The sequence below is a fragment of the Peteryoungia algae genome (genome assembly GCF_030369675.1).
GTDB lineage: Bacteria > Pseudomonadota > Alphaproteobacteria > Rhizobiales > Rhizobiaceae > Allorhizobium > Allorhizobium algae.
This window is the reverse complement of the sequence record NZ_CP128477.1, coordinates 548437-570482: the sequence shown is the minus strand read 5'-3', so window position 1 is coordinate 570482 and position 22046 is coordinate 548437. Positions and strand designations below refer to the sequence as shown.

General features: G+C 60.6%; 18 protein-coding genes and 1 pseudogene. 8 read left to right on the top strand and 11 right to left on the bottom strand.

Annotation, left to right across the window (positions count from 1 at the left end; genetic code table 11):
- Window positions 1–73 precede the first annotated feature (73 nt).
- From prfB to QTL56_RS02885, 3 genes are all read right to left on the bottom strand, one after another.
- Window positions 74–1202, bottom strand: a protein-coding gene (gene prfB, locus QTL56_RS02895; RefSeq protein ID WP_229576010.1) for a peptide chain release factor 2 whose coding sequence is annotated in 2 segments (ribosomal slippage) — window positions 74–1132 and window positions 1134–1202 — 1128 coding nt in all. Because the reading frame shifts where the segments join, the coding sequence is not laid out codon by codon here.
- A 105-nt stretch (window positions 1203–1307) separates the two neighbouring features.
- Complete coding sequence (locus tag QTL56_RS02890; RefSeq protein WP_245137067.1) at window positions 1308–3761, bottom strand: penicillin-binding protein 1A; 2454 nt, start codon at window positions 3759–3761, stop codon at window positions 1308–1310.
- Window positions 3762–3997: 236 nt separating this feature from the next.
- Complete coding sequence (locus QTL56_RS02885) at window positions 3998–5281, bottom strand: N-acetylmuramoyl-L-alanine amidase (RefSeq protein ID WP_370660319.1); 1284 nt, start codon at window positions 5279–5281, stop codon at window positions 3998–4000.
- A 679-nt stretch (window positions 5282–5960) separates the two neighbouring features.
- Here QTL56_RS02885 and QTL56_RS02880 point away from each other — a divergent pair.
- Window positions 5961–8882, top strand: a complete 2922-nt coding sequence (locus QTL56_RS02880) for an Rne/Rng family ribonuclease (RefSeq protein ID WP_245137068.1) — start codon at window positions 5961–5963, stop codon at window positions 8880–8882.
- A gap of 74 nt (window positions 8883–8956) precedes the next feature.
- Here the strand turns inward: QTL56_RS02880 and QTL56_RS02875 are convergent, their stop codons facing one another.
- The gene (locus QTL56_RS02875) at window positions 8957–9517 is read right to left on the bottom strand and encodes a GNAT family N-acetyltransferase (RefSeq protein ID WP_245137069.1); all 561 of its coding nucleotides are present in this window, start codon (window positions 9515–9517) and stop codon (window positions 8957–8959) included.
- Between the two features lie 116 nt (window positions 9518–9633).
- On the bottom strand, window positions 9634–10800 hold the full coding sequence (locus tag QTL56_RS02870) for an aminotransferase class I/II-fold pyridoxal phosphate-dependent enzyme (protein WP_245137070.1): 1167 nt from the start codon (window positions 10798–10800) through the stop codon (window positions 9634–9636).
- 195 nt (window positions 10801–10995) lie between these two features.
- Here QTL56_RS02870 and QTL56_RS02865 point away from each other — a divergent pair, with 195 nt between their 5' ends.
- The 7 genes from QTL56_RS02865 to thcA all read left to right on the top strand — a co-directional run bounded on the left by QTL56_RS02865 (window position 10996) and on the right by thcA (window position 16676).
- Window positions 10996–11757, top strand: a complete 762-nt coding sequence (locus tag QTL56_RS02865; protein WP_245137071.1) for a DsbA family protein — start codon at window positions 10996–10998, stop codon at window positions 11755–11757.
- 141 nt (window positions 11758–11898) lie between these two features.
- Window positions 11899–12339, top strand: coding sequence for a type II 3-dehydroquinate dehydratase (gene aroQ, locus QTL56_RS02860; RefSeq protein ID WP_229576004.1), 441 nt, complete (start codon window positions 11899–11901; stop codon window positions 12337–12339).
- 22 nt (window positions 12340–12361) lie between these two features.
- On the top strand, window positions 12362–12838 hold the full coding sequence (accB, locus tag QTL56_RS02855; RefSeq protein ID WP_245137072.1) for an acetyl-CoA carboxylase biotin carboxyl carrier protein: 477 nt from the start codon (window positions 12362–12364) through the stop codon (window positions 12836–12838).
- A 4-nt stretch (window positions 12839–12842) separates the two neighbouring features.
- On the top strand, window positions 12843–14195 hold the full coding sequence (gene accC, locus QTL56_RS02850) for an acetyl-CoA carboxylase biotin carboxylase subunit (protein WP_229576002.1): 1353 nt from the start codon (window positions 12843–12845) through the stop codon (window positions 14193–14195).
- 4 nt (window positions 14196–14199) lie between these two features.
- The gene (aat, locus tag QTL56_RS02845; protein WP_245137073.1) at window positions 14200–14814 is read left to right on the top strand and encodes a leucyl/phenylalanyl-tRNA--protein transferase; all 615 of its coding nucleotides are present in this window, start codon (window positions 14200–14202) and stop codon (window positions 14812–14814) included.
- A gap of 123 nt (window positions 14815–14937) precedes the next feature.
- Window positions 14938–16101 (top strand): Thoeris type III anti-phage system protein ThcB4, encoded by a 1164-nt coding sequence (thcB4, locus tag QTL56_RS02840; RefSeq protein WP_245137074.1) that lies wholly within the window; start codon window positions 14938–14940, stop codon window positions 16099–16101.
- The gene (gene thcA, locus QTL56_RS02835; RefSeq protein ID WP_245137075.1) at window positions 16098–16676 is read left to right on the top strand and encodes a Thoeris type III anti-phage system protein ThcA; all 579 of its coding nucleotides are present in this window, start codon (window positions 16098–16100) and stop codon (window positions 16674–16676) included. Before thcB4 ends, thcA begins: the two co-directional genes overlap by 4 nt.
- Here the strand turns inward: thcA and QTL56_RS02830 are convergent.
- The 6 genes and pseudogenes from QTL56_RS02830 to QTL56_RS02805 form a co-directional block, all read right to left on the bottom strand.
- Window positions 16657–17148: a TIR domain-containing protein gene (locus QTL56_RS02830; RefSeq protein ID WP_245137076.1), complete on the bottom strand. Its 492-nt coding sequence runs from the start codon at window positions 17146–17148 to the stop codon at window positions 16657–16659. The genes thcA and QTL56_RS02830 overlap by 20 nt on opposite strands.
- A 755-nt stretch (window positions 17149–17903) precedes the next feature.
- Window positions 17904–19388 (bottom strand): phospholipase D-like domain-containing protein, encoded by a 1485-nt coding sequence (locus tag QTL56_RS02825; protein ID WP_245137077.1) that lies wholly within the window; start codon window positions 19386–19388, stop codon window positions 17904–17906.
- Window positions 19389–19593: 205 nt separating this feature from the next.
- Window positions 19594–20073 carry a VOC family protein gene (locus QTL56_RS02820; RefSeq protein ID WP_245137078.1) on the bottom strand — a complete coding sequence of 160 codons (480 nt, stop codon included), beginning with the start codon at window positions 20071–20073 and terminating at the stop codon, window positions 19594–19596.
- 308 nt (window positions 20074–20381) lie between these two features.
- Window positions 20382–20621 (bottom strand): hypothetical protein, encoded by a 240-nt coding sequence (locus QTL56_RS02815; RefSeq protein WP_229575998.1) that lies wholly within the window; start codon window positions 20619–20621, stop codon window positions 20382–20384.
- Between the two features lie 481 nt (window positions 20622–21102).
- Window positions 21103–21525 (bottom strand): annotated as a pseudogene (locus QTL56_RS02810) (DUF2155 domain-containing protein); the annotation flags it as partial.
- 107 nt (window positions 21526–21632) lie between these two features.
- Window positions 21633–22031 carry an NADH:ubiquinone oxidoreductase subunit NDUFA12 gene (locus tag QTL56_RS02805; protein WP_229575997.1) on the bottom strand — a complete coding sequence of 133 codons (399 nt, stop codon included), beginning with the start codon at window positions 22029–22031 and terminating at the stop codon, window positions 21633–21635.
- Between the last annotated feature and the right edge of the window lie 15 nt (window positions 22032–22046).

Genomic DNA, 22046 nt, shown 5'->3' with positions numbered 1-22046 from the left:
CCGGTGACGGATCGCCATAAAAAAAGGCGGAGCGCCCGGCGCTCCGCCTTTTCCTGTCTGATGACCGATATGGTCAGTCGATGTCGGCGACTTCCGATGCCTTGCCGCTGATGCGGTGGGCAAGGGCTGCTTCCATGAACTCGTTCAGCTCGCCGTTCAGGACGCTGTCCGGATCAGTGCTTTCGACGCCCGTGCGCAGGTCCTTGACCAACTGGTAGGGCTGCAACACGTAGGAGCGGATCTGGTGGCCCCAGCCGATATCGGTCTTCGAGGCGGCTTCGGCATTGGCTGCCTCTTCCCGCTTCTTCAGCTCGACCTCGTAGAGGCGGGCACGCAACATGTCCCAGGCCTTGGCGCGGTTCTTGTGCTGCGAGCGCTCCTGCTGGCAGGCAACCGCGATACCGGTCGGGATATGCGTGATGCGGACGGCCGAATCGGTCGTGTTGACGTGCTGGCCGCCGGCGCCCGACGAACGATAGGTATCGATGCGGCAGTCGCTCTCGTTGATGTCGATGTTGATCGAGTCGTCAACGACCGGATAGACCCAGATCGACGAAAACGATGTGTGGCGACGCGCATTCGAATCATAGGGTGAGATCCGGACCAGGCGATGCACGCCCGATTCGGTCTTCATCCAGCCATAGGCATTGTGGCCCTTGATGAGGATCGTTGCAGACTTGATGCCGGCTTCTTCGCCGTCATGCACTTCCAGCACCTCGACCTTGAATCCAGAGCGCTCGGCCCAGCGGGTATACATGCGCAGAAGCATGTTCGCCCAGTCCTGGCTCTCTGTGCCGCCGGCGCCCGAATGGACTTCGACATAGGTGTCGTTGCTGTCCGCCTCGCCCGAAAGCATGGCCTCCACCTGACGGCGGGCGGCCTCGGTCTTCAGGGCCTTCAACTGGTCCTCGGCATCCTTGACGACCGATTCGTCGTCCTCTTCCTCGCCCATCTCGATCAGCTCGATGTTGTCGTTCATCGCCTGTTCGAGGCGCTTGACGCCAGCAATGCTGTCATCCAGCTGCTGGCGCTCGCGCATCAGCTTCTGGGCTTCCTGGGCATCGTTCCAGAGGTTCGGGTCCTCGGCCTTGTTGTTCAACCAGTCCAGTCGTCTTACCGCCTGATCCCAGTCAAAGATGCCTCCTCAGCAGGCTTATGGCCTGCTTGATTTCGTCGACGACATTTTCAATTTCATTGCGCATGCGTTCGGTTCTCGACCTCTGAAACTGGTGAAAATCTGGCCCCTCGCATAGTTGCGCCCGGCCCTGATGTAAAGAGCCGGGTCACGAGGAACGGTGCGATAAGGCCTAGAAGAGGCCGCCGGAACCCGAGGTCACAGCCTGGTTGGCCTGAGGCGAATCTCGCAGGATTTCCTCCGGTGGCGCATAGCCGTCCATGCCGATGATCGACAGCGAGTCGGCCGGGCCGGTGCCGGGCTTGAACGCCTCCATGATCGTATCGGGTTCGCCTTCATAGGCGGCCATGCCGGTGGTCCGGTTGACCGGAATGAAGCTCATGCCCTGCGGCACGAAGAACTTGCCGGGCGGCGTGTTGGCCGTCGCCATCTGCATGAAGTCATTGAAGACAGGAGCTGCAAGCGAGCCGCCGGTCGAGCCGCGCCCGAGCGGTGCCGGCTGGTCGAAGCCGATGAAAACACCGGCCACGAGGTCGGGCGTGTAGCCGACGAACCAGGCGTCCTTCTCGTCGTTGGAGGTTCCGGTCTTGCCGGCGACAGGGCGGTCGAGCTTGATCTTGCCGGCAGCCGTGCCTCGGCTGACGACGCCCTCCATCATCGAAGTGATCTGGTAGGCGGTCATGGGATCGAGCACCTGATCGCGATTGTCGACGACAGTCGGCTCTTCCTGGCCGGTATAGCGCTCGGCGTTGCAGGCTTCGCAGATCCGGTCCTCGTGACGAAAGATCGTCTTGCCGTGGCGATCCTGGATACGGTCGATCAGTGTCGGCTTGATCTGCTTGCCACCATTGGCGAAGACGGCATAGGCCGAGACCAGGCGCATGACCGTCGTTTCGCCGGAGCCGAGCGACATGGCGAGCACCGGGTTCATCTTGTCGTAGATGCCGAAGCGTTCGGCATATTCGGCCACCAGGTTCATGCCCATGTCGTTGGCTAGACGCACCGTCATCAGGTTACGCGATTTCTCGATGCCGAGACGCAGGGTCTGCGGACCGGCGGAACCGCCGCCATAATTCTGCGGGCGCCAGACCTGGCCACCGGAGACGAATTCGACCGGGGCGTCCATGATGACGGATGCCGGGGTATAGCCGGTGTCGAGTGCAGCGGCATAGACGAAGGGCTTGAAGGACGAACCGGGCTGACGCATCGCCTGGGTGGCGCGGTTGAACTCGGACTGAGCATAGGAGAACCCGCCGGCGATCGCGAGAACGCGGCCAGTATGCGGGTCCATGGCGACGAGGCCGCCCTGGACCTTCGGCGTCTGACGCAGGCGATAGGCGCTCGAGCCTTCTTCCAGGGCCTCGACATAGACCACATCGCCCGGCGACAGCACACCTTCGGGTGACTTCACCGACTTGCGGTCGCCGAGGGCGGAGCGATAGGCCCATTCCATGTCAGCGGGGGCGATACGGCCACGGATGCGTTCCGCCACGACCTTGCCGCCCCCCTCCTTGGCGGGCTGCAGACCGATATCGACGCCGTCGGCAGCCACGTCGAGGACGACGGCGATCTTCCACTCCGGTACGTCAGCGAGACCAGGGATCTCAGCGAGCGGCACACCCCAGTCGCCCTCAAGCGGAATCTGCTTGATGGGTCCGCGGAAGCCGCGACGCTGGTCATAGGTCAGGAGTGCCGACTGCAGCGCCTTGCGGGCCGCGATCTGCATCTGGGGATCGAGCGAGGTGCGGACCGAAAGGCCACCTTCATAGAGAGATTTGTCCCCATATTTCTCGATGATCTGGCGGCGGACTTCTTCCGCGAAATAGTCGGAGGCAAAGAGAGACGAACCGGAACGGCGCAGGTTGACGCCGAGCGGCTGCGTCTTGGCGTCCTCACCCTCTTGCCGTGCGACGAAGCCATTCTCGACCATGCGATCGATGACCCAGTTGCGGCGCTCGAGGGCCGCATCCGTGCGGCGGAAGGGATGGTAATTGTTCGGCCCCTTGGGCAGAGCCGCGAGATAGGCTGTTTCAGCGATTGTCAGTTCGGTGACCGACTTGTCGAAATAGGTCAGCGCTGCGCCGGCGATGCCATAGGCGTTCAGGCCGAAGAAGATCTCGTTCAGATAGAGTTCAAGGATCTTGTCCTTGGAATAGGCCTGCTCGATGCGGAAGGACAGGATCGCTTCCTTGATCTTGCGGTCCATGGTCTGGTCAGAAGACAAAAGGAAGTTCTTCGCCACCTGCTGGGTGATCGTCGAGGCACCGACCGGACGGCGTCCGGAACCGAGGTTCTGGACGTTGACCAGGATGGCGCGGCCGAGACCATAAATATCGACGCCGGGATGGTTGTAGAAATTCTTGTCTTCGGCCGAGAGAAAGGCTGCCTTGACCCGGTCCGGGATCGCCTGGATCGGCAGGAAGAGGCGACGCTCGCGGGCATATTCGGCCACCAGCGCGCCGTTGCCGGCATGAATGCGGGTCGTGACCGGCGGAGAGTAGCTCGCCAGAACCTCGTAGTTCGGCAGGTCCTTGGTCACCCCGTTCAGATAGACGGCGACAACGGCCGCGACGCCGAGCGCCAGCACGGACGCCAATCCGAAGAGATATCCAATCAGTCTGATCATGTTTCCGCTACCGGCTCTGCTTCAGGTTTCGCGCGCCGCGACAAGCTTCGCACGCCCTGTGGCGTTTTGCACGTCACGCCATGGATGGCAAGACATGCCGATTTCCTGCACAAGCGCGGCGATTCGACAATGGTCCGACTTGTGCGATTTCCCCGAGTAACGGGCACAATGTGAGGAAAATAGGGCCGGTAGCACGGGAAGCGCTGCCCGGTCACAGCTTCCTCGGGGGATGTGACCTAACCGCCATTGGCGAGCTGTGGCTGCCGATACTTCCTGATCGCCTCCACGAGCAGGCCCGCCACCCTTTCGCGCCAGACGGGGTCGAGCAAGAGTTTCTCATCATCCTTGTTCGAAAGGAAACCGAGTTCGAGCAGAACCGACGGCACGTCCGGGGCCTGAAGGACCCGGAAGCCGGCGTGACGATGGGGATTGTTGATGAGCGAGATCTGGCCCTCGAAGGAGCCGACCACGGCCTGTGCCATGGCGATCGAGAAGGCCTGGGTCTCGCGCCGGGTCAGATCGAGAAGGATGTCGCCAACCTCCGGCTCGGTCTCGGTCGGCAGCGCGACGCCTCCCACGGTGTCCGAGAAGTTTTCCCGCTCGGCGAGCTGGGCTGCCATGTGGTCGGAGGCCTTGTCGGAGATGGTGTAGACGGTTGCGCCACGGATGTCGGCCTGGCGCAGCGTATCGGCATGGAGCGAGATCAGCAGATCTGCCCCCTTCTGGCGAGCGATCAACACGCGCTCGGAGAGCGACAGGAACTTGTCGGTATCGCGGGTCATGACAGCGCGAATGCCCGGCAGATCCTTCAGCTTTTCGCTGAGGATCTTCGCAAAGGCGAGCGTGATGTCCTTTTCCGACGTCTTGGTTGACGCACCCGTTGCACCGGCATCGATGCCGCCATGGCCAGCGTCAATCGCGATGACGAATTCATCCGCCGCCGCAGTGGCGACGGGCACCGTGCCGGTCACAGCCGCGTCGGATTGCGTGGATGCCCAGGCCTGAGCCGAGACGAGCGCTGCAAAGTCCTCCTCCGGCACGAGCTCAGCATCGAGAACCAGGCGGTAACCGTTGCCATCCTCATTGGGCTGAACTTCCGCAGCAGCGAGCCTGGCCGGACGGGCCGCTGTCAGGACGAGACGGGCCGAGGCCGCATCCATCGACCCGTATCGGATATCGCTGAACAAGCCGGTCGCCTTCAGATCGGCCTCTGCAAAAGCGAAGGCCGTTGCCGGCAGATCAATGACGATGCGATCCGGATTGGCAATGTAACGGGTTTCAAAGGTCGGGGCGCGATCAAAGTCGAGGACGATGCGGGTTCGGGCCTCGTCACCGGCAATGCGAGCGGCAAAGGCGACCAATCGCTGCGCCGGCACGTCTGCCGTGACCGCATGGGCGACGTTCGGTGCGAGCAACAGCGGCGTCAGCAACAAGGGTCCCGCCAGTGAGACAAACGCCTGAACGATTCGGGCCCAAAATACGAGTTTTCGCCCCGCCGTCAGCGCCAAAGCTCTTGTCAAATCCTGCCCCCGTCATGACAGCGACAAAACTGTGACACAAGTCACACGTCGCATATCGCGCCATTTTCTCAGATTATCCGCCACATGCCTCGCCGTGCCGGCCCGATGGCTATCGAAATTACGGCCGAAGACCGCTTTTTACCCATCGGAATCACGCAGAATGAGACAACTCCCCTAATCGACTGCCATTATGGCATAAATCCGTTTACGCTTGCTATTGTGACGTAGAAAACATACAAGGCAAACGAGGGATAAAAGTGCAAACGGGATAGAATTTCCGCCCACGGCTGCCAACCTCAGACAATGGATTTGGCGCCTGTTCGACCGGACATTCATCTGCCGTCTCCGCATTTTTTTCCTGAAACTGGTTCAACACGCCGACTTGGTCGGCACTTCATCGGTGGCTCTCCACCAACAGCTCTTTACCGAGCATTCATCGGATCCCGAGGGGTCCATATCATTGTCGTTGACGTACGGTATTTGATGTCTTTGCAGCAGGTTGACATGACCAGGAACGGACCGGGATCGGAAAGAGCCCCGTCGTCCGTCCGTATGCTGCGAACCCGGTCCACCGTGTGTCTACATCTATATCCGGCGCACAGTCCGCTAGGTTCCAGCCGCTTCCAAGTTCAGCGCGCGGGTGGACCACAGACCGAGGGCGCCGAGGAGCACAGCTTAAATGGCAGACAAAATGCTTATCGACGCGTCTCACGAAGAAGAGACGCGCGTTGTCGTCGTTCGTGGTAACCGCATTGAAGAATTTGACTTCGAATCCCAACACAAAAAGCAGATCCGGGGCAATATCTATCTGGCGAAGGTAACGAGGGTCGAGCCCTCGCTGCAGGCCGCCTTTGTCGACTACGGCGGCAACCGCCACGGCTTCCTGGCTTTCGCCGAAATCCATCCCGATTATTATCAGATCCCGCTCGCCGACCGTCAGGCGCTGCTTCGTGCGGAAGCCGAAGAACACCGCAAGGAAAACGACGTCGAGGGCGACGAGGTCATGAGCAATGATCCGGCCGAGCAGGATCAGCCCGATGTCGGAATCAACACCACGTCTTCCGTCGCGTCAGCGATCGTCGACGATGTAGCTGCCGAACTCGCCGCAGAAGCCGATGCCGACGTGGCAGCCGCCGCCTCGGTCGAGGGCCAGACCGCAGCAGAAGAGCCGGCGGCCAAGGCAAAGCCGAAGCGCGTCCGCAAGCCGCGCGCCAAGAAGGCCGCCGCCGAAGAGACGCCTGCCGAGGAAGGCAGCGAAGCTTCTGATGACGCTGCGGGTGGCACGATTGCCGCCATGGTCGACATGGACGAGATTTCCGAGGAAGCCGGCGGACGCCGCGGCGGCCGTCGCGACGACGACGATGGCAACGATGATGACGACGACGATCACATCGAGGAAAAAGAAGAGATCGAATCCGTCGGCGCCGAAGACGCCATGGAAGAGGTTCCGGACCGCGTCCAGCGCAAGCCGCGCAAGCAGTACCGCATCCAGGAAGTGATCAAGCGCCGGCAGATCCTGCTCGTGCAGGTCGCCAAGGAAGAACGCGGCAACAAGGGTGCAGCTCTCACCACCTATCTGTCGCTGGCCGGCCGCTACTCGGTGCTGATGCCGAACACGGCGCGTGGTGGCGGCATTTCCCGCAAGATCACCCAGCCGACCGACCGCAAGCGCCTGAAGGAAATTGCCCGCGGGCTCGAAGTGCCGCAGGGCATGGGCGTGATCCTGCGCACCGCCGGTGCCAACCGCACCAAGGTCGAGATCAAGCGCGACTTCGAATATCTGATGCGCCTGTGGGAGAACGTCCGCACGCTGACGCTCGCCTCGACTGCGCCGTGCCTTGTCTATGAAGAGGGATCGCTGATCAAGCGCTCCATTCGCGACCTCTACAACAAGGATATTTCCGAGATCGTCGTTTCGGGCGAGGAAGGCTATCGTGAAGCGAAAGACTTCATGAAGATGCTGATGCCGAGCCATGCCAAGGTGGTTCAGCCCTATCGCGATCTCCATCCCATCTTTGCGCGCTCGGGCATCGAAGCCCAGCTCGACAAGATGCTGCAGCCGCAGGTGACGCTGAAGTCGGGTGGCTACATCATCATCAACCAGACCGAAGCGCTGGTCTCCATCGACGTAAACTCCGGTCGCTCGACCCGGGAATACTCGATCGAGGACACCGCGCTGCAGACCAACCTGGAAGCGGCGGAAGAAGTGGCGCGTCAGCTGCGCCTGCGCGACCTGGCCGGCCTGATCGTCATCGACTTCATCGACATGGAAGAAAAGCGCAACAACCGCGCTGTCGAGAAGAAGCTGAAGGATTGCCTGAAGAACGATCGTGCCCGCATCCAGGTTGGCCGCATCTCGCATTTCGGCCTGCTCGAGATGTCGCGTCAGCGCATTCGCGCCTCGGTGCTGGAATCGACCACGCAGGTTTGCCCGCATTGCACCGGGACCGGCCTCATCCGCTCGCAGTCTTCTGTTGCCCTGCATGTCCTGCGCGGCATCGAGGAGTTCCTGCTGAAGAGCACCACGCACGACATCGTCGTGCACACGACGCCGGACACGGCGCTCTACCTCCTCAACCAGAAGCGTGACACCATCGTCGACTACGAAGGCCGTTTCGGCGTCTCGATCGTCATCGACGGCGGCATGCCGGCACAGCATGGCGGCGCGCAGCACTTCACGATCGAACGCGGCGAAGCCGTCGAGAACCCGGTGAAGATCGAGAGCCTGATGTCTCTCCTGCCAGACATCGAGGAAGAGGACGATTACGTTCCGGAGCCGGAGGAGGAAGACGAGGAAGAGATCGTCGTCGCCGCCAAGGCCGAGAGCGCACCGCAGGCGGCGCGTGCCGATGCAGACGATGGCAATCGCAAGCGCAAGCGTCGTCGTCGCCGTCGTGGCAAGAATGGCCAGAACGGCAATGGCCCGAATGGCGATGCTCAGAACGGTGACAACGGTTCCGACCTCGATGATGAGGATGGTGACGAAAACGAGGACGACGCCGGCGAGAGCAATGGCGAAATCCGCGCCACTGAAGCCGAAGGTGATGGAAATGGCGACGACGCCCAGAAGCGCAAGCGCCGCCGTCGCGGCAAGCGCGGTGGCCGTCGCAACCGTCCGGGCGAAGAAGGCTCGATGGAAGGCTCCGACGAGGCTGGTGACGATGGCGACGATGCCGGCGATCGCTCGGACGATGTCGCAGTCGCCGAAACGGTCGACGCCCAACCGGAACCCGCCGCAGTCGTGGTGGACGCTCCGGAAGCGGTGAAGCCCAAGCCGCGCCGGACGCGCAAGGCAAAGGCCGTGGCCGAGCCCGAAGTGGCCGCCGAAATTGCACCCGTCGCTGCCGCACCGGTAGAGGCCGTTGCCGAAGTCGTTGCCGTGGAGGCACCTGCTGCCGAGCCGGTCGCAGCGGCTCCTGCTCCAGCCCCTGCGCCTGCGCCCACCCCGGTCACCGAAGAGGCCAAGCCGACCCGCGCCAACCGCGAATCCAACGTCGCGTCCTCCGAGCCGGTCGTGACTTCGGTCAAGGCGGCGGAAGATGCGACCGAGGCAAAGCCCAAGAAGGGCGGCTGGTGGCAGAAGCGCGGTGGTTTCTTCTGAGAATGGTGACGTTCTGACAGAATGCAAAAAGGGCCCTCAACGGGGCCCTTTTTCGTTCGTCGCGTGTTTGCCGATCAGATCGCCAGGGCGGATATGCGCTTCATGACCGATGTCGGACCACCGGCGAATGTGGTGTTATAAGCGTGGCGATAGCCGCACTTCTCCGCAATCCGGCGTGACGCCCGATGCTCCGGATTGAGGATGCAGAGGGTATGGTCCCGCGTGTTGTGAGCGTCCATCCAGACATGGGCGGCCAACACGACCTCCGTCGCGAGACCACGTCCGTGCCCAAAAGGCACAAGCGCCCAGCCGGCCTCAGGCGCGGGGCCGAGCGGCGGATCCATATCGCGGCGGAAATCAGCGAAGCCAGCCTCTCCGAGGAAAAGGCCCGTTTGCCGGTCCTCGATCACCCAATAGCCAAAGCCGAGTGCTGTCCAATGGCCGATATAGCGGAGAAGCCGCGACCAGGTCTCACTGCCTGTCGAAGGGCGACCCAAGATATGGCGGTAGACGGCCTCATCCTGCCACATGGCGAGCATCGGACCGAAATCTTCGAGGCGATGGGCCCTGAGAATGGTTCGCTCCGTCCGGATTTGGGGCGCGGTGATGAAGGGGCTCATTCTTTCGATCGGCATATGCGCGCTTCCCGTTTCCATCAGGCTGCGGAGTTCAGAGACCGCGTGAGCCGGTTCGCAATCTGATTCACGTTCCGCTGCGAAGGCCTTGATCGCGAATCCATTTCGCTCACTGCCTAATCGCTTCGTGGCAGCCATTTCTCAAGCCGGTCGGTCGCCTCGACCATCTCCGCCATCGTGCCCGCATAGGAGAGGCGCAGCGCCAGATGGCCCTCCGCCGGGTCGAAATCACGCCCCGGCGTGACGGCAACATCCGTCTCCGCGAGGATCTTCTTGGCAAAAGCCATGCTGTCATTGGTGAAGCGCGTCGCATCGACATAGGCGTAGAATGCGCCGTCCATCGGCGAGAGCAACGGCAGGCCAAGCGCTGGCAGTCGGTCCATTAGGAAGTCGCGATTGGCCCGGCAGGCCGCCTTGTAGTGCTCCAGTTCCACGGTTGCGCTCAGGGCCGCAAGCGCGGCGATCTGTGAAAGTTCAGGCGCCGAGATGTAGAGGCTCTGGGCGACGCATTCGACGGGGCGGACCAGTTCTTGGGGCAAGACCATCCAGCCGATGCGCCAGCCGGTCATGCAATAATACTTGGAGAAGGAATTGATGATCACGGCCTCGTCGCCGATCTCCAGCGCCGTCGTCTCTTCGGAGCCGTAGGTCAGGCCATGGTAGATCTCGTCAGAGATCAGGGTGATGCCTTGGCCCTGGCAGTAGTCGTAGACAGCCTTCAGCTGCACCCTGGTCGTGACGGTGCCTGTCGGGTTGGCGGGGCTTGCGAGCAGGACGCCCTTGAGGCGAACACCGGCTTCTGCCTGAGCGCGTTCCAGACTTTCAGGTGTCAGGGTGAAGCCGGTGTCCGGGCCGACGGCGACCTCGACGACCTTGAGGCCGAGGGCGGCGAGGATGCTGCGATAAGCGGGGTAGCCGGGTCTGGCAATCGCCACGGCGTCGCCAACGTCAAAGAGGGAGAGGAAGGCGAGATTGAAGCCGGCAGATGAACCGGTTGTCACGACGATCCGGTTCCAGTCGACCGAGACATTGTGCCGGCGGCGATATTCCTCGGCAAGCGCCTGGCGCAGCCCCGTCATGCCCAGCGCATCCGTATAGCCGATGCGGCCCCCTTCCAGCGCCTTGCGGGCGGCTTCAAGCGCCGCCTGCGGTGCCGGGTGGCCTGGCTGTCCAACCGCCATGGAGATAACCGGGCGGCCTGCCTGCCGCCTGCGGGTAGCCTCGGCCAGAATGTCCATGGCGTGGAAGGGTTCGACGGCACTGCGCTTGGAAATCGAAATCAACTTGATGCTCCTCGGTCACATGCCAGACATTTGCCGCAAAGCGCATGGCATCACAATGGAGAGGCTGGACAAGGCGGTGCAAAAAAGCCATTCCGCATGAAAGCGTCAGGCTTCAGGCTCGGCGCAAGCCGGCCTTCGGGATGGAAATGCCTGTGGTCGAAGACACGACAGATGGCAGCAAGGACGAGGAACACCATGGGCATGAACTTCAAAATGATCGCCAGCGCCGGTATCGCGCTTCTCCCTGCCCTGATGCCGCTTCCGGCCGCCGCCCTCGACGAGGCGCAGAAAAAGGAATTCGGCGCATTCATCCGCGAATACCTGATCGAGAACCCGGAGATCATGCTCGAAGTGCAGGACGCCCTGCAGAAAAAGCAGGAGGAGATCCGCTCGCAGCGCTCGGCAGAGGCGCTCTCGACCAACCAGGATGCGATCTTCAAGTCCGCCTATGATCTCGCCATTGGCAATCCGAAGGGCGATGTCACGGTCGTCGAGTTCTTCGACTATAATTGCGGCTATTGCCGTCGCGCCCATGCCGACATGGAAGCCGTCATCGAAGGGGACAAGAATGTCCGCTACGTCTTGAAGGAATTCCCGATTCTCGGGCCGGATTCGGAAGCGGCGCACAAGGTATCCGATGCCGTGCGCAAGCTGTCTCCGGACAATTACGGCGCCTTCTTCCGCGCCATGATGACCCAGGATGGCCGCGCCTCGGAAGAGAGCGCGATAGCGATCGCCGGCGAACTGGGCATTGCCGAAGACGCGATCCGCGCCAAGATGAGCGAGAGCCCGAACACGGAACAGGTGCAGGAAGCCTATCAGCTGGCGACCAGCCTGGGGATCACCGGCACGCCATCCTACGTGATCGGCAACGAGACCGTTCCGGGTGCCGTCGGCAAAGAGGCGATCGAGGCCAAGGTCGCCAATATTCGCGCCTGCGGCAAGGCCACCTGCTGAGACAAATCCGGCCCGCCTTTGCCCTTCGATCTTAACCCTGCCCCGGATTTCCGGGGACGGTTTGGCGTGATCACGGCAAAGGGCTTTCCCTATAAGGCCTCTCGGTTTATAGGAGGCGGTTGAAAGTCGACGGAAGCGTAGATGAGCAAGACCATTTTCGTGCTGAACGGCCCCAATCTCAACATGCTGGGAAAGCGGGAGCCCGGGATTTATGGCGGCAAGACGCTCGCCGACATCGAGGCCGACTGCAAGGCCGCCGGTGACGAGCTCGGCCTGACCATCGACTTCCGCCAGTCCAATCATGAGGGCATGCTCGTCGATTGGCTGCATGAGGCCGCCGACAAGGCAGCCGGCGTTGCCTTCAATGCCGGCGCCTATACGCACACCTCGGTTGCGCTGCATGACGCGATCCGTGCCATTTCGCCGATCCCGGTGATCGAGGTGCACATTTCCAACGTGCATGCGCGCGAGGAATTCCGCCACAAATCGATGATAGCGCCCGCCGCAAAGGGCGTCATCTGTGGTTTCGGACCTCATAGCTACATCCTGGCGCTTCAGGCGCTGAAAACCATCACGCAATAACAAGAATACAGGACATCAACCCATGGCTGACAAGAAATCGGGCATCGACCAGTCGCTGATCCGCGATCTCGCAAACATCCTCAACGACACGGATCTCACCGAGATCGAAGTGGAGCAGGACGACCTGCGCATCCGCGTCTCGCGCAACGGGACCCCGATGATGATGCCGCAGCAGATGGCAGGTTATGCCTATCAGGCGCCGGCTGCACCGGCTGCCGCCCCTGCGGCTGCCACAGCGCCGGCCGCTCCCGCCGGCCGCGATCTCTCCAATGCCGTGACGGCCCCCATGGTCGGCACCGTCTATCTGTCGCCGGCGCCGGGCGCCCGCGCCTTCGTCGAAGTCGGCCAGATGGTCAAGGAAGGCCAGACGCTGCTGATCATCGAAGCGATGAAGACCATGAACCAGATCCCCTCGCCCAAGTCCGGCAAGGTCGTCGAAATCGTTATCGACGATTCAAGCCCGGTCGAATACGGCGAGCCTCTTGTGATCATCGAGTGAGCCGATGAGCGGTATCTCAAAAATTCTCATCGCCAACAGAGGCGAAATCGCCCTGCGCGTGCTGCGCGCCTGCAAGGAACTCGGCATCCAGACGGTGGCCGTGCACTCCACGGCAGACGCTGATGCCATGCATGTGCGCCTTGCCGACGAGAGCGTGTGCATCGGCCCGCCGCCGTCCCGCGACAGCTATCTCAACATTCACCAGATCGTGGCTGCCTGCGAGATCACCGGCGCTGACGCCGTTCATCCGGGCTACGGCTTTCTGTCTGAAAACGCCAAGTTCGCCGACATTCTCGACGCCCATGGCATCACCTTCATCGGACCGACGGCGGAGCATATCCGCCTGATGGGCGACAAGATCACGGCGAAGAAGACCGCGGTCGAACTCGGCATCCCGGTCGTTCCGGGATCCGCCGGTGAAGTTCTGCCGGAAAATGCGCTGGAAATCGCCCGCGAAATCGGCTTTCCCGTGCTGATCAAGGCGACGGCCGGCGGCGGTGGCCGCGGCATGAAGGTGGCAAAGACCGAGGAAGAGCTGGAAGAGGCCGTCTCGACCGCCCGTTCCGAAGCGCTCGCAGCCTTCGGCAATGACGCCGTCTACATGGAAAAATATCTCGGCAAGCCGCGCCATATCGAAGTGCAGGTCGTCGGCGATGGTGCGGGCAACGCGATCCATCTCGGCGAACGCGATTGCTCGCTGCAGCGCCGCCACCAGAAGGTCTGGGAAGAGGCGAATTCCCCTGCCCTCAATGTCGAGCAGCGGATGAAGATCGGTTCGATCTGCGCCGAAGCCATGAAGAAGATGAAGTACCGGGGCGCCGGCACGATCGAATTCCTCTACGAAAACGGCGAGTTCTATTTCATCGAAATGAACACCCGCCTGCAGGTGGAGCACCCGATCACGGAAGCCATCACCGGCATCGACCTCGTGCATGAGCAGATCCGCGTCGCCTCCGGCGCCGGCCTCTCGGTCACACAGGACGAGATCGTCTTCTCCGGTCATGCCATCGAATGCCGCATCAATGCCGAGGACCCGCGCACCTTCGTGCCGTCGCCGGGCACGATCACGCATTTCCATGCCCCGGGTGGTCTGGGCGTTCGCGTCGATAGCGGCGCCTATGCCGGCTACAAGATCCCGCCCTACTATGACAGCCTGATCGGCAAGCTGATCGTGCATGGACGCACCCGCGTCGAATGCATGATGCGCCTTCGCCGCGTGCTCGACGAATTCGTCGTCGACGGCATCAAGACCACGCTGCCGCTGTTCCAGGATCTCGTGTCCAACCAGGACATCGCCAATGGCGAGTACGACATCCACTGGCTGGAAAAATACCTGGCCGAAACCTCGGCCAAGTAAAACAATGGCTGGGCGACGCAGCAGGGACCGAAGCATTACGCCGGAACTCCTGCTGCGCGCCTATTCCATCGGGATGTTCCCGATGTCGGATTCAGCCGACGACCCGGAGCTCTTCTGGGTCGAACCGGAGATCCGGGGCATTATCCCCCTCGACGACTTCCACGTTTCGTCGAGCCTTGCCAAGGCAATCCGCAAACGACCCTTCGACATCCGCTTCGACACCGCCTTCGACCAGGTGGTGGACAAATGCGCGGAGGCGGCCCCCGACCGGCCGAGCACCTGGATCAACCAGACCATCCGCGAACTCTACGGGGCCCTCCATCGCCTCGGCCACGCCCATAGCGTCGAGGCCTTCGAAGGCGATGAACTGGTCGGTGGTCTCTACGGCGTGTCGCTCGGCTCGGCCTTCTTCGGCGAGAGCATGTTTTCCAGGCGCACCAATGCGTCGAAGATCTGCCTCGTCCATCTGGTGGAGCGGTTGAGGGAACGCGGGTTCACGCTGCTGGATACGCAGTTCACCACCGAACATCTGAAAACGTTCGGGGCGGTGGATATTCCGAAAGATGCGTATGGGCTGTTGCTGGACAAGGCGATGGAGAGCGAGACGGTCAGGTTTTAGTGGGTAGGAGGGACAGGCGCGGAACCAGACATAGAAAATGCCGTCACATCTCAAAACATGGTACTGTGGCCGAGCTATCTCGGCGTAGCAGATCGCCAAAGGAGCATGCGGGGGACGCACTAAATGTCAGTGTATTCGTATCAAGTGATCACAATGGGCGCTCACGATGATCGGCTGACTGCCCTAAAGGTAAGTGTAGAGAAGCGAGCGACCGACTTGGGCATCAATCCGAGAACAATCGCTTTTGTCGATTGCATCACCGACTATGATCGTAAGCTACCTGCAATTGGGATCTACTTTGGCAACACCTTGAGAGGCGTGCCACATATATTGGACAAAATTCTAGAGGATTCGATTATTGTTGCTCCAGTTGTAAGCGACAAAACAAAGGTAACCGACGAGATACCGAGTGAGCTAACCCATATCAACGTGATTGAATGCTCCGCCAGCGGCGCTGGGATTGCACGGCTTACCTCATTGATATTTGAAACATTTCGCCTTTTGCGCAAGGAGCGAGGCGTGTTTATAAGTTATCGGCGGAAGGGATCTCAACCTCTCGCCGACAAACTCTATGAAGACTTAGATAAACGTGGTTTCGATGTATTCATCGACGTGCGTTCAGTCCCGCCGGCTGTCGATTTCCAGGCAGAACTTTGGCATAGAATGTCTGATGTAGATGTAATTGTTCTCATCGATACGCCAGGCTTTCGGGAAGGTCGATGGACTAGCGCCGAATTAGCGCAAGCAAATTTGCTAGGGATTCAGACCCTTCATCTTCTATGGCCAGGTCAGACTGAAGACGCTAAATACGCGTTTAGCCATTTCGTAAAGCTCCAAGTGACAGATTTTAGCGGCCCGTCTCCTGGCCGAGGGGGAACAATTACTAAGAAAGCCGTAGATCAAATCTGTAATCTAGCTGAGGAACTACGAGCGAAAGCCATGGCGCTGAGGCACGCGCACCTGGTGGACAATTTTTGTGACGCGGCTCGGGATCTTCGCTTCAATCCGTCTGTTCAGCCTGAGCGTTGGATTTCAGTGGAGCTTGCCAACAAAAAAACACTTGCGGCTGTACCGACTATCGGGCGACCTACTTCTGATCGCATCAACACAATTTTTGAATCGATCTCATCCATTAATTCTCCTGATGTTCCCATATGGGCAGTGTACGACAGCCGCGGACTTCACAAAGACTGGCTTACGCATCTGAAATGGCTGGATGGGCACCTGCCGATACGCACAATATCAGTTGCTGATATCCCTCAGGCCCTGAAGGAGTTTGTGAGATGATTGAGGTCTTCCTCTCGGCTAGCGTTCCACTTCCCGAGCGCAATCGTCTCTACTTCGAGACGGCAGATGTATTTTTAATACGAGAAGCCATCAGAGCGCTCGTAGAAGCTGTTCTCCCGAGGGGGCGCGTCACCTTTGGCGGCCATCCAGCAATAACGCCACTGATGTCCCTTTACGCACGAAGTGCGAAGCTCGACCGAGATCGTATCACTATCTATCAAAGCGACTTTTTTAGAGGGGAGATGCCACGTGAGAACAACGACTTTGCTGACATTCGTTACATTGAGAGAATACCGGGTGGGGTCGCTGAGAACTTGGCCTTGATGCGAGAACGAATGCTACAAAGTAGAAATTTTGACGCTGCAGTGCTCGTCGGAGGCATGGAAGGCATTAAAGACGAGGCTACGATGTTCAAGCAGCTCTATCCACACGCAAAAATACTGCCATTGCCAACGACTGGTGCCGCAGCGCGCATGGAATATTTCGAGGGAAACTACCCCCCTGCATGGGAGAACGAAATATCTTTTGCAAGCCTTTTTCGCCGTGAACTGCTTCCTAACCCCTTAAGCGAATAGCCTCCTCTATCCAGTTTTCAATGTTGTCTGAGATTGAAGCATAAACAGATTTGCTGTCAGCCCCAACTGGATCGTACACTTTTGCGAAGTTCGACATTGGCGTCTTTTGCTGCCCAATTGTCCATTTAGCAAACGGGTCTTTCCCTTTAGCTGTTGGGTTTTCGTCGCTGTCGAGTAACTTGTGGATGTGGATTCCCAGCAATGCCTTCTTCTGACTCCACGCGTACTCGATTTCATAGTCTACCCACTTACGACCGGCCGTATTTGCGCCGATGAGCACAATAACGGTGCTCCTCCCAACCATGTTTTCGTTAATCCAACTTTTGACTGCATTATCCCCTTTTGCTTTAATCGCCTCGAATTCGTTTCCAGAGACGATCGGCTGCCCCTCCACTGCACCGATGTTTTTTACCTTCGCAACTCGCCAGTTATCCTCGGCGTAGTGAAAACTGTAGAAACACTTCCTAGGCATTGCACCTCCCCTTGGTGTTGCAAACTCAGAGCCAACCCACCCAACGTTGTATATTTGTTTTTTGTTTTAAACTCAACTGCTAAGGAATTTTCTATCATTTGGAAAACACTGAGAGGATTTTGCGTGACCCACGCCCCTCTTTGGAGCGGCACCGCTCTATCATGAAGCCACAAAAGAAATTTCTTTGCCACACTGTCTACGGTTTACTGTTTACGGCCCTCAACCCGAGCCAAACCAATCTACTGCACCATCAAAATTGCCGCAAACGCGCGCTTGCGCTCCTCGCCGTCCACCTTCAGCGCGACCATCCGCAAGCGCGACGTGATCTGCCAATTGATGCAACATCTCTACTTGGACTAGCAGCAGGCGCTATCGCTCCGGCCATGCCCACCGAGCACCCCAACACGGCCCAGTTGCCCCCCAAACAACCCTGCACGCTTCCCGCACCTGTGCCACACTCCCACAATCCTGATGCCCTTCGGCATTTTGGTGATCACCGAGTCATGACTTGCTTCGTGAGTCTTCGGGCCCTGAGGGACATTCCGTGTTAAAGGCACGGATCGTGCATTTCGAAGCGGCGAGCACGCTTGCCGTCGTCGTGCCTTCCAACGAACCGCCACATCTCCTTGCCTAGGATCTGACGATCATCGCCGCCAGTACCTCTGTGCGCGCGCGCGGCGCGATCTGCCAGTTGATGCCCGATTTGTCCCTGCACCAGCCGCTTACATTAAGGCGGTGGCCAGACGGCCATTCACCTACCCCTGTATCTTCCCCCGCCTCGGCCGCTTCAGCCTCCCTCGAAACAGGCCGCGATTCTCGATCGGCTCGAACACAGCTTCGGATCCCTCCGGATCGAGGATCTCGTGATCGGCGAGCCATTCTTCGAGGTCCGAGATTTCCGGGGTCTCATAGGGTCTGAGTGTGCAAAGGCGCAGCTCTGCGCTTCTGGCGCGCAACATCTCGACCGCACCAATCAGCGAACCGGACTGGCGGATCGCCTGTTCGACGGCCTCGGGCGTCGCATCCAGATGTTCCGCCACGAGATCATTCCTGAAACTAAAGATCCTTGAGGAAAGCCTCTCCGAGCCGCCCGCCTCGAGCGCCACGTCGCATTCCTGGTCGAAGCGCATCGAACGGTTGTTCATGTTGGACGAGCCGACGCGAAGATACTGGTCATCGACGATCAGCAGCTTTGCATGCACATAGATCGGCTGGCCCCTGGCCGTCACCGGATGGTAGATCCTGAACCGTCCGTGGCGGTCGTGACGGCGCAGGGATTCGAAGAGCCGTGCCCTCGCCGTGTCCATGGCGACGGTTCCGAGCCAGTTGTCGGATGTCGTCGGATTGATCAGAACGAATTCCGGACCATCCGGTTCGGCAAGCCGTCTTGCGATCGCCTGGGCGACGGCGCGGGATGCGAAGTACTGGCTCTCGGCGTAGAGGGTGTGGCGCGCAGCGTTGATCATGTCGAGATAGAGCTGCTCGATCTCCGTAACGGCGTGCTCCTCCTGATAGGCCGGGCTCGTGCGCGCGATCGCAAGGTCGACGCTGCCGAAAGAGAAGTTCGGCGCGCGCTCTGCAGGCGGTGGCGTTGCGGCCACCGGGGCAACGTCCTTTCCGCCTGCACGCGTCCAGCGGTAACGGCACAATTCGCCAAGTGCGCGGGCTGCGGGCCCGGTGAACCGGCTGGATATGTCGTGCCAGGGCCCATAGGGTTTGCCGTTCGGCCGGCGCCTGTCGGGGTTATCATCGAGATGCTCGCGCGTGTCCCAGCGGTCGAGCGTCACGTCGATCCCGCCGCAATAGGCGACGGCATCATCGATCACCAGCATCTTCTGGTGGTGGGAGCTGCCGAGAGGATGCTTGCCGTCCAGACGGACGGATATCTGGCGGTTCCATTTCCATCGCAGCAGATAGGGAAGGTTCGACAGTCTGGCCCAGCTCGCGAGCGGTGCAGGGCTCCACAGCAAGATCCGGATCTCGAGACCCGGGGTGCGGCGCGCCAGCCAGAGAAGAAAGTCACCGACACCGCGAGGCGCTCCATCATCGACCTGCGGGTGGCCGAGCGTGATGGAGGCGTCGAAGTCCCATCCGACAAAGAAGATGGCGTGTTTCGCCGCCATCATGGAGGCACGGATCGAGGTGAAATAGTCATTGGCATCGATGAGGATCGAGAACTCATCCGCCGTTTCGGTCCGCCAGCAGTTCCCGGAAGGCGAAAAGAGAGTGGGTAGCGCCATCAAATACTCCAGACACCGGACCGCCAAATTCGGCGAGCGCAACCATTGCTTCGCGTCCAGTCTTCACGATAACGGCTTCGCTCCGGCCTACAACGCGCAGGAGCCCCTTAAGGCACAAGAAAAGTCCAAAGCTGCGTGAATTTTTATTGTTTACGAGATCGGTTGTTCCCGACATCCGGCATCGACGAACGAAGTGCGCACGCGCTCAACCCCGGCGCGCCGCCTCGATCTTTGCCACGTCGATCTTGCCCATGTCCATCATTGCCTCAAATGCGCGCTTCGCCTCCGCGCCGCCGGCCGCCAACGCCTCCGTCAGGGCGCGGGGCGTGATCTGCCAGTTGACGCCCCATTTGTCCTTGCACCAGCCACAGGCACTTTCCTGACCGCCATTGCCGACGATGGCGCTCCAGTAGCGGTCGGTTTCCTCCTGGTCCTCGGTCGCAATCTGGAAGGAGAAGGCTTCGGAGTGCTTGAAAGCCGGGCCGCCGTTGAGACCCATGCAGGGGATGCCGGCGACGATGAAGTCGACGGTCAGCACGTCTCCGGCCTTGCCGGAGGGATAATCGGAAGGGGCATGGTGGACGGCCTTCACCTCCGAGTCGGGGAAGACGCTTGCGTAGAAGTGCGCGGCTTCTTCGGCGTCGCGGTCGTACCAGATGCAGATGATGTTCTTCGGCGTTGCCATTGCTCTTCCTCCCAGAGGCTTCGACATCCCTGCATTGCACGCCTGCGGGACGGTTGCGTCAAGGGGAAACGGTTTGAAGCGATTTCGGGAATGTCCCCTGGCCCTCGCAGTCTTTCGATGAGAGGGCATCTCTTCCCCACTAGGAAGAAAGGACCTTGGGGGCGGTGTCTCGGCCCCTTGGTAGAACATTCGATTGTTGCGCTCAACCACGGGAGCCGCCGGGCATGCATCACTGGGGCACAGGGGCGCAACCGGATCAACTCGACCCCGCCACGGGGAAGGTCTGGGAGGGGCTTTTGCCTCAGGTTTCAGTTCACCGTTAGATCCGCAGTCTCGCCGAAGGAAATGATCAGTTTGGGGCTGGTCATGTCGCCGCTTTCTTCGTCGACCTGTATCGCATAGGCGGCCACGCCGAGGTGGCGGGTCGACATGGCGGTGGCGATCTTTTCGGCGGAGGCGGCGCTGGAGGCCTGGCGCATTTCGCCGGGCACGATGTTGCCACGGTTCTTCTTGAAGGGAAGGACGATAAATTTTTCGGAGAGGGACATGGGAGAACTCCTGTTCGTTCTCTTCTTGTTCCCTATTGAGGGGCATGTCAATCGGCAAGCGTCGCGCGTCGGTTCACACCCACGTCCTTGCCGGGGCAAACACTCCACAAGGAAGAGCGGACTGCCGCCGGTTCGATCACCACCGCCTGGGCCGCGAGACTATCCGGTGGCGGCGCCCCTGGCCTCAGTAGAGGCCGACGCCGCCGGGTGGGGCGACGGGCGCCGGGGGCACGAGCACCTGATCCTGCGGCACTGGATTGCCGTCCAGCGGGAATTCGGCGGGCGGCTCGGTGCCGCCATAGACGTCGTCGGGCACCTCCACCGGGGCATCGAGCGGCGGCAGGGCGGCCTGATTGGGATCGTCACCCGGCACGGTGGCCAGAGACGGATCCGTGCCAGCCTGGGTCGGGTCTTGCGGGGCTGCGGCCGGAGCCGCCGCCTCGGCGGGCTTTTCAGGCTCTGGCGCGGGCTTGGCCACGGTCTCGACACCGGGCGGGGCCGGAACTTCGGAATTCGCCTTGCAGCCGGTCAGCCAGACGTCATAGATCGGGTGTTCGACGGCATTCAGCGCCGGGCTGTCGGCAAACATCCAGCCGGAGAAGATGCGGCGGATCTTGCGGTCCAGCGTGATCTCGTCAACCTCGATGAAGGCGTCGATCTTCTGGGCCTCGGTCTCGTCGCGCGAATAGCAGATCTTCGGCGTCACCTGGAGCGCGCCGAACTGGACGGTTTCGTTGACATAGACGTCGAAAGTGGTGATGCGGCCCGTGATCTTGTCGATGCCGGCGAATTCGGCGACGGGATTTTCGAGGCGGGCGGCGTCAGCCTTGCCGGCAAGGCCAAGCGATGCCGCAGCGGCAAGCCCGACAACCGGAATGGCAAATGCCCATGCACTCAATTTCATCGTCCCGCTCGCTTTCAAAGATCCACTGGCCCTAATCGACCGGAGGCCAGATACAAGAAGGGCCCCACTCAAGAGGCCCTAATGCCGGAATATGGCCAAATCGGGTATCAGCTGCCCGGCGTCCAGGCATCATAGTCGCCGGTGACGCGCGGACGCTCGCCGGTGGCAGCAATCGAACCCTGCGGACGATAGGCGGCGGCCGTGCCGGTCTGGTTCGGGCGATGCGCCTTTTCCCATTCGCGCGGCTTGTAGTCTTCCTTCGACGGCGGTGTGTCGGTGCGGTAATGCATCCAGCCATGCCAGCCCGAGGCGATCTTCGAGGCTTCGGCGTAACCGTTATAGATCACCCAGCGCTTCGGCTGGCCCCAGCTCGTCATCGGGCCTTCATAGTAGACATTGCCGAATTCGTCTTCGCCGACGCGCTTGCCGTGACGCCAGGTGAAGAAACGGGTGCCCATGGTCTGACCGTTCCACCAGGTGAAGATCTGCAAGAGGAGCTGCTTCATCGTGTATCCTTGGCT